Raw genomic sequence first — 14,751 nt, forward strand, 5'->3', positions numbered from 1 at the left:
CCCACCTCCCCTGGCCCCTCCCCCCGCAGGCGGGCGGAGGGGAAGCGGTGATGACAGTGCGGCGCACGGCTTCGAGCCCTCTCCTCCCACGGGGAGGAGAGGGTCGGGTGAGGAGGGCACATCGCTCGCTGCGACACTCGATCCAGCACCCACCTCCCCTGGCCCCTCCCCCCGCAGGCGGGCGGAGGGGAAGCGGTGATGAAAGTGCGGCGCGGCGGGACGGGCGCGCCCTAGACCAGCGCGCGACCGGCGAGCTTTTCCAGCACGCGCAGCGGCGAGCGTTCCGGGTATTGCAATGCGGCGACCGGCACGTAGTAGGTCTGCTCGAGCATGAAGCGGCCTGACATCACGGCGTGCGAGACCTGGTCGGAATAGACGATCCAGGTTTCGCCGGGTGCGAACGCGGCCGGCGTCTTCGCCACCTGCGACTGGTAGTCGAGATCGGCCTTCATGCCGTCGTGCAGGTTCAGCATGTAGTGGTCGTAGGCCGTGCGCTTCGACTTGGTGATCCGGGTCAGCGCCATCAGGCGCGCCTTCAGCGGGCTGTGGTCCGGCAGGCGCGGAAAGAAGCGCGCGGCGACATCGGCGAACGGCTCGCCGACGTTCCAGCGGCGCGGCTCGCCGTGCGGGTTGACGTTGTTAAAGAAGCGCAGCAGGCGGCGACCGTGCACCGGCGTCGCCGGGAACGCGTCGACGTGCAGGCGCGTGTCGTCGTGGCGCCAGGACTTCGGCACGCGGCCGGCGATCTCGGCCGGGCGGTAGCTGGTGCGGCCGTCGAGCATGTGGCCGCTGTACGGCGCGAACAACTTCAGTGCCAGCGCGCGCGTCGAGGCGTGATAGCGGCCCAGCATGCCGCGCAGCAGCGTTTCGAGCTGCGCGTCGCCGTCGGCGCCTTTGACGCTGTTGTTGACCGGGTTGTAGCTGATGTTCTTGCGCGCGCCGCTGAGCAGCGTGTCCGACAGCAGCACCTGTTCGTCGGCGCTCAGCGCGAAGGGCAGCGGCAGGCGCAGCACGCAGCCGGCCTCGAGCGCGTCGAGTGCATGCGCGGCGAGTTCGCGCGCCACCGGCGACTGCCAGTCGTGGACGGCTATCGTTTCGATCGGGTTCATCGTCATCACCGTGACGGCGGAAGGCTAGGGCCTGTTAACGCTATTGGCATCGCTGTGGTGCCGTCTGGCAAGCCGCAAGGCGCGAGACGCGCGCTTGGGCCGACCCCAAGAAGCGGCTCGCAACGCCGCATGGCGGTTTGCCAGACGGCATCCCGAAGGGACCGGCCCGTTTTGCCGCAGCGCAGCGTCTCTCGTCGCTCATGTACATCGAGTACACCTCACTCCTCGACCCTTGCGCTGCGGCAAAACGGGACTCGGCCACAGCGATGCCAATAGCGTTAACAGGCCCTAAGTATAATGGCCGCCACTCTCCTGCCCGCCGATCGCGCACGCCCCATGCTCAAGATCATGCACGTCGAAGCCGGCGAGAATTTCTACGGCGGCGCGCGCCAGGTGGCTTTCCTCGTCGAAGGGCTCGCCAAGCGCGGCATCGCTAACGTCGTGGTCTGCCCGCGCGGTTCGCTGACGGCGCGGCGCATCGCCGCGCTGCCGGTCGCGCTGCGCGAGCTGCCGATGCACGGCGACCTCGATCTGCTGCTCACGCCGCGCCTGCACAAGCTGCTGCGCGAGGAGAAGCCGGACCTGCTGCATCTGCACAGCCGCCGCGGGCCGGAGATCCTCGGCGCCCTGGCGGGCCGCCTGTACGGCCTGCCGATCGTCTACTCGCGCCGCAACGATCACCACGAGGCCAAGCTCGTCACGCGCTACAAGTACCGCCTCTACGATCGCGTGGTGGCAATCTCGGCGGCGATCGGCGACGTGCTGGTCGACAGCGGCGTGCCGGCGGCGAAGATCCGCGTCGTGCGCAGCGCCTTCGACGCCGAGCCGGTCACGCCGCTGTCGCGCGACGCGCTGCGCGACGCCTTCGGCCTGCCGCGCGATGCCTTCGTCATCGCCATCGTCGCGCAGCTGATCCGCCGCAAGGGCCACGCCGTGCTGCTCGAGGCGATGCCGCGCATCCTGCAGCGGGTGCCGAACGCGCACCTGCTGTTCTTCGGCAAGGGCGGCCTGCAGGCCGAGCTGGAACAGCAGATCGTCGCCGCCGGCCTGCAGGATCGCGTCAGGCTCGCCGGCTATCGCGAGGATCTGCCGACGCTGCTCGAAGGCCTCGATCTGCTCGCGCATCCGGCCTTCGCCGAAGGGCTCGGCGTCTCGCTGCTGCAGGCCTCGGCGAACGGTGTGGCGATCGTCGCCTCGCGCGCCGGCGGCATTCCCGAGGCGGTGCGCGACGGCGTCAACGGCGTGCTGGTGCCGCCGCACGATGTGCAGGCGCTCGGCGACGCCATCGTCGCCCTCGCCCTCGACGATGCGCGCCGTCATGCGCTCGGCGCCGCCGGCCGCCGCCTGATCGCCAGCGATTTCTCGGTCGACGTGATGGTCGACGGCAATCTCGCCGTCTATCGCGAGTTGCTCGGCGCGCGCACATGAGCGGCGTCAGCATCTTCATGCACCACCAGGTCGGCCGCTTCGCGCCGATGCGCGACCATTGCGCCAACTGCGGCGATGTCGATCGCTTCCGCACGCAGATGCGCTACCGGAAGTGGATCGGCGCCACGGTGCTGCCGATGAGCGAGGCGCTGCGGCGCGCCGGCCGAAGCCGCCAGCGCTATCTGCGCCTGTTCGGCACGGCGCGCATGCTGGAATCGCTGGAGACGATGTACCGCGAGGCCATCGACGCACGCGCACCGCGCCGGCTGCCGGTGCTCGCCGGCGAGCTGGCCTACCCGCGTCGCCCCGGACGCGGATAGCGCCGCGCATGCCGCGGCCGTCACCCGCCGCGCGGCCTCAGCCCGGCGCGCGCAGCCCCATCAGCTCCAGGTAGCGACGCGCGCTGGTCGTCGCGCGGTATTCGTCGACCGCCTGTTTCAGCGTTGCCGCCGGCAGCGGATCGGCCAGCGTCGCACGCATCGCCGCCGCGAGCGCGGCGTGATCGCCGACCGCGACCAGCGGTCCGTAGCGGCCGTGATCGAGAATCTCGCTCGGCCCGCTCGGGCAATCGGTGGACACGCTCGGCACGCCGAGCGCGAGCGCCTCGGTCAGCGCGTTCGGCGAGCCTTCCCAGGCCGAGGACAGCACGAACAGCCTGGCGCGCGCCAGCCAGGCGTAGGGATTGGTCTGGAAGCCGGCGAACAGCACGCGCGCACCGATGCCGAGCTGCGCGGCGAGCGCCTGCAGGGCGTCGCGGTCCTTGCCGTCGCCGAGCAGCACGAGACGGCTCGGCGTGTGCGCCTGCAGCGCCGCGAAGGCGCGCAGCAGGGTCGGAAAGTCCTTCTGCTGGGTCAGGCGACCCATGCCGGCGATCAGCGGCGTCGTGCCGTCGGCGAGCCAGGGATGCGGCGGCGGCGCGGCGGCCTGCGCGTCGAGGCGCGCGGTGATCACCGGATTGCGGATCACGTGCACGCGCGATTCCGGCAGGCCGGTGACGCGCAGGGTGTCGTCCTTGACGCCCTGCGAGACGGCGACCACGCCGGCGGTCTGCGCGTAGATGCGGCGCATGGGCGCGGTGCGCAGCCAGCGGCTCAGCGCATCCTTGCGCTCGAGCGCCGCGGAGAGATTGGTGCCGAGGCGCACCCAGACCGGCGTATCGACGCCGGCGCGACGCTTGGCGCGCACGGCGGCGCGGCCGGCGCGATCCTTGGCGACCAGCAGCGCATCGGGCTTCGCCTGGCGCAGGTAGCGGGCGATTTCCGGCGGCGAGCGCCAGGTGTGACCGGCCTTGAGCTGGATGAGATTGACGCTGTCCGGAATGCGCGAGGCGTGGCCGCCCGCCGACTTGATCGCCAGCAGATCGACCTGCACGTCGCGCACGAACTCCGTGCAGAGATTGGCGACCATGCGCTCGACGCCGCCGTCGCCGGAGAAGGAAATGAGCACGCCCAGTCGTTTCATTCAGGCATCGGCTTGCGGCGGCAGGCCCATGGCCGCCAGGTATTCGGTGGTCGCCGCCTCGATCTCGTAGCGTCGCGCCGCGGCGCGAAGACGCTCCGCATCGCGCGGCTCGGCCAGCGTCTGCGCCAGAGCCGCCGCGAGCATCGTGTCGTCGCCGATCGGCACCAGGCGGCCGAGCGCGCCGCCCTCCAGGAAGTCGCGGATGCCGCCGGGACAGTCGGTCGACACCACCGGCGTGCCGCAGGCCAGCGATTCGGCGAGTACGTTGCCGAAACCCTCCCAGCGCGACGTCAGCGCGAACACGGCAGCGTGCGCCATGAACGCGAACACATCGGCGCGGAACCCGGGGAAGTCGACGTCGCCGGCGACGCCGAGCTCGGCCGCCAGTGCACGCAGCGCCTCGAGCTGGCCGCCGCGGCCGAGAATCACCAGGCGGCACTCGCGCTGTGCACGCAGGCGCGCGAAGGCGCGCAGCAGCGTCGCGAAGTCCTTGCGCAGCGACAGCTCGCCGACGCCCAGCACGACCGGCGGCGCGCCGGCGCCGAACCAGGGGTGATCGGGGCGCGGCACGGCATCGCTGAACAGGCGTGCCGGCACGATCGGGCTGGGCACGGTACGCACCATGGTCATCGGCAGATCGGCGAAGGCGGCGATGTCGCGGCTCGCCGCCTCGCTCGGCGTGATCACCGCATGGGCGCCGCGATACAGCAGGCGCATCGATGTGCGCTGCAGCCAGCGATCGAAGGCGGCGCGGTGCGCGGTGTCGACCGAGATCGTCGTCCCGGATCGCAGCACCAGCCGCGTGTCGGCGCCGGCCAGCGCGCGCGCGAAGATCGCCGTGCGGTTGACCTTGTCCTTGTCGGACAGCATCACGAACGGCCGTTCGCGATGCAGATAGCGCAGCACCGGCACCAGGCTGGAGAAGGTGTGCGCGACACCGAGGTCGATGACGCGCACGCCCGGCGCCTCGTCGATGTCCGGCCCGTGCCGGCGCACCTTGAGCTGGTCGACGGCGTAGCCGCGACGCGCCACGGCCGGCATCAGATTCTTCATCAGCCGGTCGACGCCGCTGTGACCGGAGGTGGCGAGGAAGAAGGCGACGCGCGGCGCGTTCATAGCCATGCCAGCGGATCCTCGTCGCCGCCCGGCACCCGCGTCTCCGCGGCGATGAACAGGCGATGCCAGATCGCGAACTGCAGCAGGCTCCAGACCTCGCGCGTGACGTCGCCGCGCGCCTGCTGGCGCGCCAGCAGCGCGCGCACCGCCTCCGGCTCGCACCACGCTTCGATGGCATCGCTGCGCGGCAGCTGGCGCGCCAGCGCCTCCAGCGTCGGCCCGCGCAGCCACTCGCCGACCGGCACGTGGAAGCCGCGCTTGTGCTGCCAGAGATGGTCGCGCGGGATGAAGCGTTCGGCCCAGCGCTTGATGAAGACCTTGCCGGCCTTCGAGGAAATCTTCAGCGCGTCCGGCAGGCCGAGGCCGAACTCGACGACGCGATGATCGAGGAAGGGCACGCGCCCCTCGACGCTGTAGGCCATCAGCATGCGGTCGGCCTTGACCAGCAGGTCGTCCGGCAGATTGGTCTGCAGATCGACGTACTGGCGGCGCTGCAGATCGCTCCAGGCCTTCGGCGCCTCCTGCCAGGCCGCCACGAACGGCTCGCGATGACGCTTGAGTGCGCGCCGCAAGGCCGGCTTGAACAGGCGTCGCAGCCAGCGCGGATCGAGTTCGCCGCGCGCGCGGAAACCGCCGCTGCCCGGGTAGCGCAGCGCTTTGAAATTGCGCTCGAAGAAATCCGGACGATAGCGTCCGTAACCGGCGAACGCCTCGTCGCCGCCCTCGCCGCTGAACACGACTTTCAGCTCGCGACCGGCCGCTTCGGCAAGCGCCAGCGTCGGCAGGCAGGCGTAGTCGCGCATCAGATCGTCCGCGGCCCAGGCCATGCGCGGCAGACGGTGAAACACGGCACGGCTGTCGAGGCGGATGACGCGGTGCTCGGCGCCGAGCTCGCGCGCGATGCGCGCCGCCGCGTCCACTTCGTCGCCCTCGCCGACGCCGCGCCAGCCGACCGACCAGGCCTTGATCGGCTGGCGGTGCAGGCGCTTGAGCTGCGCGAGCAGCACCGCCGAATCGACGCCGCCCGAGAGGAACACGCCATACGGTACGTCGGCGCGCATGTGCTCGCGCATCACCTGCTCGAACAGCGGCTCCCACTCGGCGACCGCGTCCTCGAAGCTGCGCGCGCGCGGCGCGCCGACGTCGCGCGCCGACCAGTAGCGATGCGTCTCGATCTTCAGGTCGGCGCCGATCTTCAGCGCCGTGCCCGGCAGCACGCGGCGCACGCCGCGGATCACGGTGTCGCCGCCGCTGGAAAACTGGTTCTCGAAGAACTGCGCGAGCGCGAATTCGTCGATGTCGCGCCGCGGCAGCAGCGGCAGCAGTGCCTTCAGCTCGCTGGCGTACAGCACGCGATCGCCCAGCGCGGCGACGTACAGCGGCTTGATGCCGAGACGGTCGCGCACCAGCCACAGCTCACGCTTCGCATGATCGTAGAGGGCGTAGGCATACATGCCGTGCAGGCGCTTGAAGCTGGCGGCGCCCCACTCGGCGAAACCGTGCAGCGCGACTTCGCTGTCGGAGCCCGTGGCGAAGCGGTGACCGCGCGATTGCAGCTCGCGACGCAGCTCGATGTAGTTGTAGATCTCGCCGTTGCAGACCAGCGCGTAACGGCGGGCGTCATCGAACAGCGGCTGGTGGCCGCCGGCGATGTCGATGATCGCCAGGCGCGTGTGGGCGATGCCGAAGCTGCCGGCGACGTAGCGGCCGCTGTCCTCCGGACCGCGATGCGTCAGGCAGCCGGCCATGCGCTGCAGCTCCGTCTCCGCGACGGGGCCCTCGCGTCGCACCATGCCGGCGATTCCGCACATCGACGCGCCCGCTTACTGCGGGTCGAAGCGATAGCCGAGCACGTCGACGTCGCGCTTGAAATAGCGGCCGACGAGTTCGGCGAGATCGTCGCTGTAGTAGCTGCGGTAATCCTTGCCTCGATCGGTGGCCTGGCGCTTGTGCGGCAGCTGCGGGGTCGGCACGCCGATGCGCTTGCAGATGCTGTCGAAGTCGTCCTGCAGGCTTTCGTAGCGGCCGAGGAAATCGGTCAGCACCTTGCCGCGCAGATCGACGAGATAATCGGTCTGGATCGTGATCGCCGTGTCGAGGTGGTACTGGTACGGCCGCTGCGGATCGAGCTTCCAGCGCGTGAAATCCTCGAACGACGCATGGCCTTCGAGCAGATGCGGCCGCTCGCGCTTGAGATGATGGTAGGAGCTGACCTGCAGATCCCAGGGATTGCGCACGAAGGCGAACTTGAACAGCCCGTCGAAGAATTCGTGCGGCAGCATCTCCTGCGCGGCGATGATCTTGGCGTGGCGCGGCAGCTTGGCGGCGATGCGGTGGCCGGTCAGGTGCGACAGCCGCGAGCAGATGAATTGCGCCAGGTAGTAGGGATCCTTCCACTGCAGCGATTTGAGCGCCGCGCGCACGCTGGTGCCGCCTGTCTTGGCGATGTGGACGTAGAGGAAGTTGTAGCGGTTCGACAGGATCATGCGGATGAGAGATGTCGAGCAAAGGCGGATTATGCCCGCATCCGCGCGGGCCTTCGAACAGGGGCTGCCGGAAACGCGATGCGCGACCGCCCGCGCGGCGAATCCGCAAGGCCGCTACGCGCGCATCGGGGCCGGCCAGCCGGCCAGGCGCGGGCGCATCGCCGACGCCGCGGCGGCGCTGTGCGCTTGCGGCACGACCGGCGGGGCGTCGACGAGGCCGAGCAGGCGCAGATACTGCCGCGCCGCGATTGAACAGTGGAAGCCAGCGACGCTGGCGCGCAGCACGTCGGCCGGCAGCGCGCGCGCCAGCGTCTCGCGCATGGCCTGCGCCAGCGCCGTACAGTCGCCGACCGCGACCAGCGGCCCGTAGCGGCCGCGATCGAGAATCTCGCTCGGCCCACTCGGGCAGTCGGTCGACACGCAGGGAATGCCGAGCGCCAGCGCTTCGGCCAGCGCGCAGCCGAAGCCTTCCCAGGCCGAGGACAGCACGAACAGATCGGCGCGCGACAGCCAGGCATACGGGTTCGACTGGAAGCCGGGCATCAGCAGGCGATCGGCGATGCCGAGCGCCTCGGCCTGCGCCTGCAGCGCCGCGCGGTCGGCGCCCTCGCCGAGCACGACCAGGCGCGCCGGCGTGCGCTCCCGCAGCTTGGCGAAGGCGCGCAGCAGGGTCGCGAAGTCCTTCTGTCGTGTGAGACGGCCCATGCCCATGACCACCGGCAGTGTCTTGTCGGCCAGCCAGGGATGCGGCGCCGGTTCGTCGGCGCGCTGATCGAGATCGCGCGGGATGACCGGGTTGTGGATGACGTGCACCTTCTCCGCCGGCAGGCGGCACAGCGCGACGAGATCGTCGCGCACGCCGTGCGAGACGGCGACGATGCCGGTCGCCAGCGGATAGAGGCGGCGCATCGCGCGCAGGCGCAGCCAGCGCGTCAGCGCGTCGCGCCCTTCGAGCGATTGCGAGACATTGGTATGCAGCTGCAGCCAGACCGGCACGCGATGGCTGGCGTGGCGCGCGGCGCGGATCGCCGCACGCCCGGCACGGTCCTTGGCGACCAGCAGCGCATCGGGCCGGTACTCGTCGAGGTACTCGGCGATCTCCGCCACGGCGGTCATCGCGTGCTGGCTGCGCAGATGGATCAGGCGCACCTGGTCCGGCACGTGGCGCACATGCGGGCCGCGGAACTTGATGGTCAGCAGGTCGACCGCGACCTCGCTGGCGAACTCGCCGGCAAGCAGATTGACGACGCGCTCGACGCCCCCCTCGCCGGAATACGAGACTAGGATCGCCAGTCGCTTCATCACCGCTGGCCCTCGCCGGACGCGAGGCGCCGGCGCCCCCTGGCCAGGGCGACGGCCGTCGCGTCGAACCGCTGCAGATCACTCATTCCAAAGTTCCAGATCGCGCTGGGCTTCATCGGTTCCGGAGGCTCCGGCCGCGCCTTCAGGCCCCATCATCGCCCAAGCGCGTGGTCGGCGGATGACAGCACCGTCAGCCGGTCGCTCGGGGACGGCCGGCGGGCCGTCACTGCGGTCACGAGCAATAAGCGCGCCGCCTCAGCGCGGCCCCGCCCAGCATGTCATCCGCCCGCCGGCGCGGGAAGACAGTCGTCGGCAGCGCGCCATCCGGCGAGGCGTTGATCACCTCGATGCCGGCCTCGCGCGGCGCGCGGGCGGCAAAGCGGTAGTCGTCATGGACCGAGGCATTGAGCCGCCCGGGCGTGCGCTGCGGCAGGCCGATGGCGTCGCGCACCGCCTGGAGATCGCCCTGCAGGTTTCTCGACGCGGCAGACACGATCGACCAGCAGCTCGCGCGGTCCCGGCAGACGCAGGCAGGAGACCGGCGTGCGGAAATGATGGCGTGCGCGGGTCTCCGGGCGTGACAGGCCTCGGCGCACCAAGTCGGCGAAATCGACGTGGCACGCGAGGTGGCGGGCGGCCCAGCGCCGGTCGTCCGACGGGCAGCGCTCACTGCGCACGAAATGCCAGGCCGGGACCGGGCGATCCCGGGGATTGCGCGCGACCGTGAACTTGCGCATCCGTGCGCGGCACGCCGGGCCGCGTCGTGATCGGTGATCGCCGCTGCGTCTGTTCGATCCTGTAAGCGGATGCTGCGGCCGGCGCGACGCTCAGGGCGGCGGCGATGCCAGGTGCCGCGCCATGATGGCCCGCACGCTCGCGCGTTCGCCGGTGAAGCGCGTCGGCTCGGCGAACGACGCGGCGTTCTGCAGCGAGCACTCGTGCAGCCAGGCGCGATAGCTGCGATAGCAGCGGATCAGCTCGGCGCTGTCATCCTTCGACAGCGCGCCGGCCGCGGCCAGCGCCTCGAGCTGGCGCCAGTTGTCGCTCCATTCAGCGATGGCCGCGTCGCGATGGGCGTCGCGCAGCACGAGAAACTGCGTGATGAACTCGATATCGATCAGGCCGCCGTCGCCCTGCTTGACGTCCCAGCGCTCGGCGTTCGACTTGTCGAGCTTGGCGTGCATCTTGGCGCGCATCTCGACAATGTCGTGACCGAGCGTTGCAGGGTCGCGCGGCCGCATCAGCACCTCGCGGCGCAGCGCGGCAAAAGCCTCGGCGATCGCCGGCGTGCCGGCCACGCAACGGGCCCGCGTCAGGGCCTGGTGCTCCCAGGTCCACGCCGACTCGCGCTGGTAGGCGGCGAAGCTCGCGAAGCTGGTCACCAGCAGGCCGGAGCGGCCGTTCGGGCGCAGCTCCATGTCGATCTCGTAGGCGCGGCCGGCCGGCGTCTGCGTCGCCAGCCAGTTGATGACGCGCTGCGCGAGGCGCGCATACCAGACGCCGTTGTTGATCGAACGCGGGCCCTGCGCGGTGTCGCCGTCGAGCTGGTCGCAGTCGTGCACGAACACCAGATCGAGATCGGAGCCGTAGCCAAGCTCGATGCCGCCGAACTTGCCGTAGGCCAGCACCGCGAAGCCGGCCGGCGCGCCGTCGCCGCGCAGCGGCGTGCCGTACTGCGCGCGCATCTCGATCCAGGCGCGTTGCAGCGCCTCGTCGACCAGGGCCTCGGCGAGCCAGGTCAGGCGATCGCTCACCTGCACCAGCGGCAGGCTGCCGGCGAGATCGGCGGCGGCGATGCGCAGCGTCATTTCCTTCTGGTAGCGGCGCAGCAGGTCCATGCCGGATTCGGTGTCGTCGGCCGTCAGGCCGGCGGTGCGGCGCGCCAGTTCCTGCCGCAAGGCCTGGCGATCGGGCGGCGCGTACAGCGTGCGCGGATCGAGCAGCGCATCGAGCAGGGCCGGCGACTGCGCGATGAAGCCGGTCAGCCAGGGACTCGCTCCGCACAGGCGCACCAGCTGCGTGCGCGCCACGGCGTTGTCGCGCAGCAGGGTCAGATAGGTCGAGCGGCCGGCCACCGCCTGCACGACGCTGAGCGTGCGGCTCAGCGCCTGCTCCGGCGCGGCCTGCTCGCGCGCCGCGTCGAACAGCGGGCCGAGCAGCGCCAGCAGTCTCTGCACGGCGCTCTCCGGCATCGCCCGCACCAGGCGCGCGTTGCGCAGCTCGTCGAGCGCGGCGAGCACCTGGCGCGGATCGCGGCCGAAGCCGGCCTCGCCGAGCGCCTCGCAGGCCTCGTCACCCTCGACCATGCGCGACCACAGCGCGCGCACCAGGCGCGCGCTCGCGTGGTCGGCGTCGGCATCGCCGCGCTCGGCGAAGATGGAGTCGAACTGCTCCTGCACGAAACGCCGCACGCCGGCGAGCGCCTGCAGCAGCGCATCCCAGTCCGCGAAGCGCAGCGCCGCGCACAGCGCCGCACGTGCCTCGTCCTGCGTCGGCAGCACGTGCGTCTGCTGGTCGGCGTAGATCTGGATGGCGTTTTCGAGCCGGCGCAGGAAGACGTAGCCGTCGTCGAGCCGCGCGGCGATGGCGGCGTCGAGATGGCCGGCTTCGCCGAGATAGCGCAGCACCGGCCGCAGGCGCGTATCGCGCAGCGCGCTTTCGGCGCCGCCGCGCACCAGCTGGAACGACTGCACGATGAACTCCAGCTCGCGGATGCCGCCGCTGCCGAGCTTGATGTTGTCTTCCTGGCCGCGCCGCGCCACGTCGTCGGCGATCAGGCGCTTGAGATCGCGCAGGCTGCCGATGGCGTTGTAGTCGAGATAGCGGCGATAGACGAAGGGCCGCAGGCTGCGCAGCAGTTCCGTGCCGGCGTCGCGGTCACCCGCGACTGGCCGCGCCTTGATCAGCGCGTAGCGCTCCCATTCGCGGCCGTGCACCTGGTAGTACTCCTCGAGCGCCGAGAAGGACACCGACAGCGCGCCGGCCGAGCCGAAAGGGCGCAGCATCAGGTCGACGCGGAACACGAAGCCGTCGGGCGTCACCGCCGACAGCGCGCGCTGCACCTCCTGCGCCAGCTTGGCGAAGTATTCGTCGGTGCTCAGCGGGCGCGGTCCGTCGGTCTCGCCCGCGGCGCGATGGCAGAAGATGAGGTCGATGTCCGAGGAGAAATTCAGCTCGCGGCCGCCGAGCTTGCCCATGCCGAGCACCACCGGACGGATCGCCGCGCCGGTCTCGTCGCGCGGCACGCCATGGCGCGCCTGCAGACGCCGCTCGCCGGCCTGCAGCGCCGCCTCGATGCAGGCGTCGGCGAGATCGGAGAGGTCGCCGAGCGTCTCGTCGAGCCCGGCCAGACCGGCGAGATCGCGGAAGGCGACGCGCGCCATCTCGTGCCGCCGCAGCAGGCGCAGTTCGCGCAGCAAGGCCGCGTCGTCGTCGAGCGCGGCGATGCGCAGGGCCGCGCTCGCGATGGCGCCGGCCGCGCGGCGCTCCAGCAGCGCGGCGGCGAACGCTTGCGGATCGGCGAGGCGCGCCACCGTCTCGCTGAAGAAGCGGCTGGCGGCGAGCACGCGCGGCAGCTCGGCGGCTATTTCAGGGGCTTGCGCGGCAAGCGCGGCCTGCAGATCTGGCATGGACAAAAGCTCTCCTCTCCCTCTCCCCACGCAAGCTGATTTTTTCTTTCAGACGCTGGCCACATGCAGCGGCGGACGCCGCTGCGCCCAGGGCTGCGCCTGTTCGAGTTGCGCGGCGACGCGGAACAGCAGGCCTTCGCCGCCCGGCGTCGCGCTCAGCTGCACGCCGAGCGGCAATAGGTACCCGCCATCGTCACGCGCCTCGCCCGAGCCATCCATGGCGCCGCGGTCCGGCGCGGCCGCCGGACGCTTCGCGTTCGCGGCGCGGCAGCGCGCCCAGTGCAAGGGCACCGACATCGCCGGCGTGCCGGTCAGGTTGGCGAGCTGGGTGAACGGCACCCACTTCAGATTCTCCTCGACCATCTGCTCGACGATGTCGGTCTTCAGCACCAGGCCCTCGAGGTGCAGCGCGAGCAGCACGCGCAGCACGGCCTGCTGCCAGTCCGGCGTGCGGATTTCGCCGACGCGCGCCGGCGGCATCGCCAGCGTCGGCGTGAGATAGAGGTCGTAGCGCTGGTGGAACTCGCCGAGACGGCGCGCGTAATCGTTCCAGCGCATATAGCCTTCGACGTAGGCATTGGCGCGCGTGGCGCGGCCGAAGGCGGCCATCGCCCGCGTGTCGATCTCGAAAGCGTCGTTGCCGCAGCCGGTGCGGCGCTTGATGTCGTCGAAGGTCGCGGCGCAGGTCGCGAACCACATGGTGATGAAGTCCTTGCCGAGCTGCATGCCGTCGATGTCGGGGTTCGCCTCCTCGACGTGATGGCCGAGCGTCTCGAGCAGGCGCGCCGCCTGCGTCACGGCCTGGATCGCCTCGGCGTCGACCGGCGTGCCGATCGGCGAACGCGTCGAATAGGCGATGGTCAGGCGGCCCGGATCACGGCTCAGTTCGTCGCTGTACGGCCGCTCCGGCGGCGCGATGTGGAACAGCGCGCCAAGCTCCGGACCGTGCGTGGCATCGAGCATCGCCGCGCTGTCGCGCACGCTGCGCGTCAGCACGTGATCGATCACCGCGCCATGCATGCGCTCGACGTAGCGCGGGCCCATCGGCGTGCGGCCGCGGCCGGGCTTGAAACCGAACAGGCCACAGTGCGCGGCCGGGATGCGGATCGAACCGCCGCCGTCGTTGGCGCCGGCGATCGGCACGATGCCGGACGCCACCGCCGCCGCCGCGCCGCCGCTCGAACCGCCCGGTGTGTGCGCGAGGTTCCACGGGTTGCGGCAGGCACCCCAGGCTTGCGCTTCGGTGATCGCCTTGGCGCCGAACTCCGGCACGTTGGTGCGGCCGAACACGACCACGCCGGCGCGCAGCCAGCGCACGATCATCTCGGCGTGTTCCTGCGGCGCGAAGCGCGCGTCCTTGAGCGCGCGATTGCCGTAAGAGGCGGGCACGCCGGCGTATTCCTGGAAGATGTCCTTGGCGAGGAACGGCACGCCGGCGAACGGCCCGGCCAGCGGTTCGGCGGCGCGCGCACGGGCGATGTCGTGCATCGGCGTGACGATGGCGTTGATCTGCGGATTGACCTTGCCGGCCGCGGCGATCGCGGTCTCCAGCAATTCCAGCGGCGTCACCTCGCGGCGCCGCACGAGCTCGGCGAGGCCGAGTCCGTCGTGGCGCGCGTAGTCGGCAATGGACAGCATCTGCATCTCCCGAATGAGGTGCGGCGGAGCATAGCGCAGCGATGCGCGCGCCCGCGGCGCCTCGGCGCCTCGCGCCGCGCCGTTCAGGAACGGAACGGAAAATGAAATAGACCCGCGCCGGCCATGCAGAGCGCCGCCCACAGGTGCGCCGCGAGCCCCGCGACAGCGGCGCAAGCCGCGGTTCGCCAAGGCGAGTCGGCGCCGACGACCTGCAGGCGCTCGGGTCTTCAGGAACGGAAGATGAAGTAGACCGCGCCGGCCATGCAGAGCGCCGCCCACAGGTAGTCCAGCTTGATCGGCTGCTTCATGTACAGCACCGCGAACGGCACGAACACGCCGAGGGTGATGACCTCCTGCATGATCTTCAGCTGCGGCAGCGACAGGGTGCTGTAGCCGATGCGGTTCGCCGGCACCTGGATCAGGTATTCGAACAGGGCGATGCCCCAGGAGATGAGCGCGGCGACGTACCAGGCCTTGTCGCGCAGATCCTTGAGATGCGCGTACCAGGCGACGGTCATGAAAATGTTCGACAGCACGAGCAGGCCGGCGGCCTGCGCCGCGGCAGTGAGATTGATCGGCATG

12 protein-coding genes are annotated in these 14,751 nt (G+C 70.8%); 2 read left to right on the forward strand and 10 right to left on the reverse strand.

All coding sequences use genetic code 11. The features are described from left to right. Window positions 1-230: 230 nt before the first annotated feature. Window positions 231-1,109 carry a Kdo hydroxylase KdoO gene (gene kdoO / locus K344_RS0110260; RefSeq protein ID WP_169729282.1) on the reverse strand — a complete coding sequence of 293 codons (879 nt, stop codon included), beginning with the start codon at window positions 1,107-1,109 and terminating at the stop codon, window positions 231-233. Window positions 1,110-1,445: 336 nt separating this feature from the next. On the opposite strand from kdoO, the gene K344_RS0110265 reads away from it, so the two are divergent. Continuing rightward, window positions 1,446-2,537, forward strand: coding sequence for a glycosyltransferase (locus tag K344_RS0110265; RefSeq protein ID WP_043114274.1), 1,092 nt, complete (start codon window positions 1,446-1,448; stop codon window positions 2,535-2,537). After that, window positions 2,534-2,857, forward strand: a complete 324-nt coding sequence (locus K344_RS24430; RefSeq protein ID WP_028080600.1) for a hypothetical protein — start codon at window positions 2,534-2,536, stop codon at window positions 2,855-2,857. The genes K344_RS0110265 and K344_RS24430 overlap by 4 nt, the downstream gene beginning before the upstream one ends. A 37-nt stretch (window positions 2,858-2,894) precedes the next feature. Here K344_RS24430 and K344_RS0110275 read toward each other — a convergent pair whose 3' ends face one another. From K344_RS0110275 to K344_RS0110325, 9 genes are all read right to left on the reverse strand, one after another. Next, entirely contained in the window at window positions 2,895-3,998 is a 1,104-nt protein-coding gene (locus tag K344_RS0110275) for a glycosyltransferase (RefSeq protein WP_043114275.1), read from the reverse strand. Next, the gene (locus tag K344_RS0110280) at window positions 3,999-5,120 is read right to left on the reverse strand and encodes a glycosyltransferase (RefSeq protein WP_043114277.1); all 1,122 of its coding nucleotides are present in this window, start codon (window positions 5,118-5,120) and stop codon (window positions 3,999-4,001) included. Beyond that, window positions 5,111-6,925, reverse strand: coding sequence for an asparagine synthase (glutamine-hydrolyzing) (gene asnB, locus K344_RS0110285; protein ID WP_028080603.1), 1,815 nt, complete (start codon window positions 6,923-6,925; stop codon window positions 5,111-5,113). Before asnB ends, K344_RS0110280 begins: the two co-directional genes overlap by 10 nt. A gap of 12 nt (window positions 6,926-6,937) precedes the next feature. Then, window positions 6,938-7,600 carry a sulfotransferase family 2 domain-containing protein gene (locus K344_RS0110290; RefSeq protein ID WP_028080604.1) on the reverse strand — a complete coding sequence of 221 codons (663 nt, stop codon included), beginning with the start codon at window positions 7,598-7,600 and terminating at the stop codon, window positions 6,938-6,940. Window positions 7,601-7,714: 114 nt separating this feature from the next. Next, a complete protein-coding gene (locus K344_RS21150; RefSeq protein ID WP_084197248.1) occupies window positions 7,715-8,902 on the reverse strand; it encodes a glycosyltransferase in 1,188 nt (395 codons plus the stop codon). Window positions 8,903-9,134: 232 nt separating this feature from the next. Then, window positions 9,135-9,395 (reverse strand): hypothetical protein, encoded by a 261-nt coding sequence (locus tag K344_RS0110305; RefSeq protein WP_157622866.1) that lies wholly within the window; start codon window positions 9,393-9,395, stop codon window positions 9,135-9,137. A gap of 334 nt (window positions 9,396-9,729) precedes the next feature. Continuing rightward, a complete protein-coding gene (gene glnE / locus K344_RS0110315; protein ID WP_043114278.1) occupies window positions 9,730-12,531 on the reverse strand; it encodes a bifunctional [glutamate--ammonia ligase]-adenylyl-L-tyrosine phosphorylase/[glutamate--ammonia-ligase] adenylyltransferase in 2,802 nt (933 codons plus the stop codon). A gap of 48 nt (window positions 12,532-12,579) precedes the next feature. Next, entirely contained in the window at window positions 12,580-14,169 is a 1,590-nt protein-coding gene (locus tag K344_RS0110320; protein WP_043114285.1) for an amidase, read from the reverse strand. A gap of 227 nt (window positions 14,170-14,396) precedes the next feature. Further along, window positions 14,397-14,750 (reverse strand): DMT family protein, encoded by a 354-nt coding sequence (locus tag K344_RS0110325; protein ID WP_028080608.1) that lies wholly within the window; start codon window positions 14,748-14,750, stop codon window positions 14,397-14,399. Window position 14,751: the final 1 nt, after the last annotated feature.

The organism is Solimonas soli DSM 21787, assembly GCF_000474945.1.
Taxonomy (GTDB): domain Bacteria; phylum Pseudomonadota; class Gammaproteobacteria; order Nevskiales; family Nevskiaceae; genus Solimonas; species Solimonas soli.

What these genes read in the sequence shown, in the direction of transcription:
- K344_RS21150 (WP_084197248.1), bottom strand. Translation starts at nt 8,902, where the DNA reads ATGAAGCGACTGGCGATCCTAGTCTCGTATTCCGGCGAGGGGGGCGTC.
- K344_RS0110265 (WP_043114274.1), top strand. Translation starts at nt 1,446, where the DNA reads ATGCTCAAGATCATGCACGTCGAAGCCGGCGAGAATTTCTACGGCGGC.
- K344_RS0110275 (WP_043114275.1), bottom strand. Translation starts at nt 3,998, where the DNA reads ATGAAACGACTGGGCGTGCTCATTTCCTTCTCCGGCGACGGCGGCGTC.
- K344_RS0110325 (WP_028080608.1), bottom strand. Translation starts at nt 14,750, where the DNA reads ATGCCGATCAATCTCACTGCCGCGGCGCAGGCCGCCGGCCTGCTCGTG.
- K344_RS0110290 (WP_028080604.1), bottom strand. Translation starts at nt 7,600, where the DNA reads ATGATCCTGTCGAACCGCTACAACTTCCTCTACGTCCACATCGCCAAG.
- K344_RS24430 (WP_028080600.1), top strand. Translation starts at nt 2,534, where the DNA reads ATGAGCGGCGTCAGCATCTTCATGCACCACCAGGTCGGCCGCTTCGCG.
- K344_RS0110280 (WP_043114277.1), bottom strand. Translation starts at nt 5,120, where the DNA reads ATGGCTATGAACGCGCCGCGCGTCGCCTTCTTCCTCGCCACCTCCGGT.
- kdoO (WP_169729282.1), bottom strand. Translation starts at nt 1,109, where the DNA reads ATGAACCCGATCGAAACGATAGCCGTCCACGACTGGCAGTCGCCGGTG.
- asnB (WP_028080603.1), bottom strand. Translation starts at nt 6,925, where the DNA reads ATGTGCGGAATCGCCGGCATGGTGCGACGCGAGGGCCCCGTCGCGGAG.
- glnE (WP_043114278.1), bottom strand. Translation starts at nt 12,531, where the DNA reads ATGCCAGATCTGCAGGCCGCGCTTGCCGCGCAAGCCCCTGAAATAGCC.
- K344_RS0110320 (WP_043114285.1), bottom strand. Translation starts at nt 14,169, where the DNA reads ATGCTGTCCATTGCCGACTACGCGCGCCACGACGGACTCGGCCTCGCC.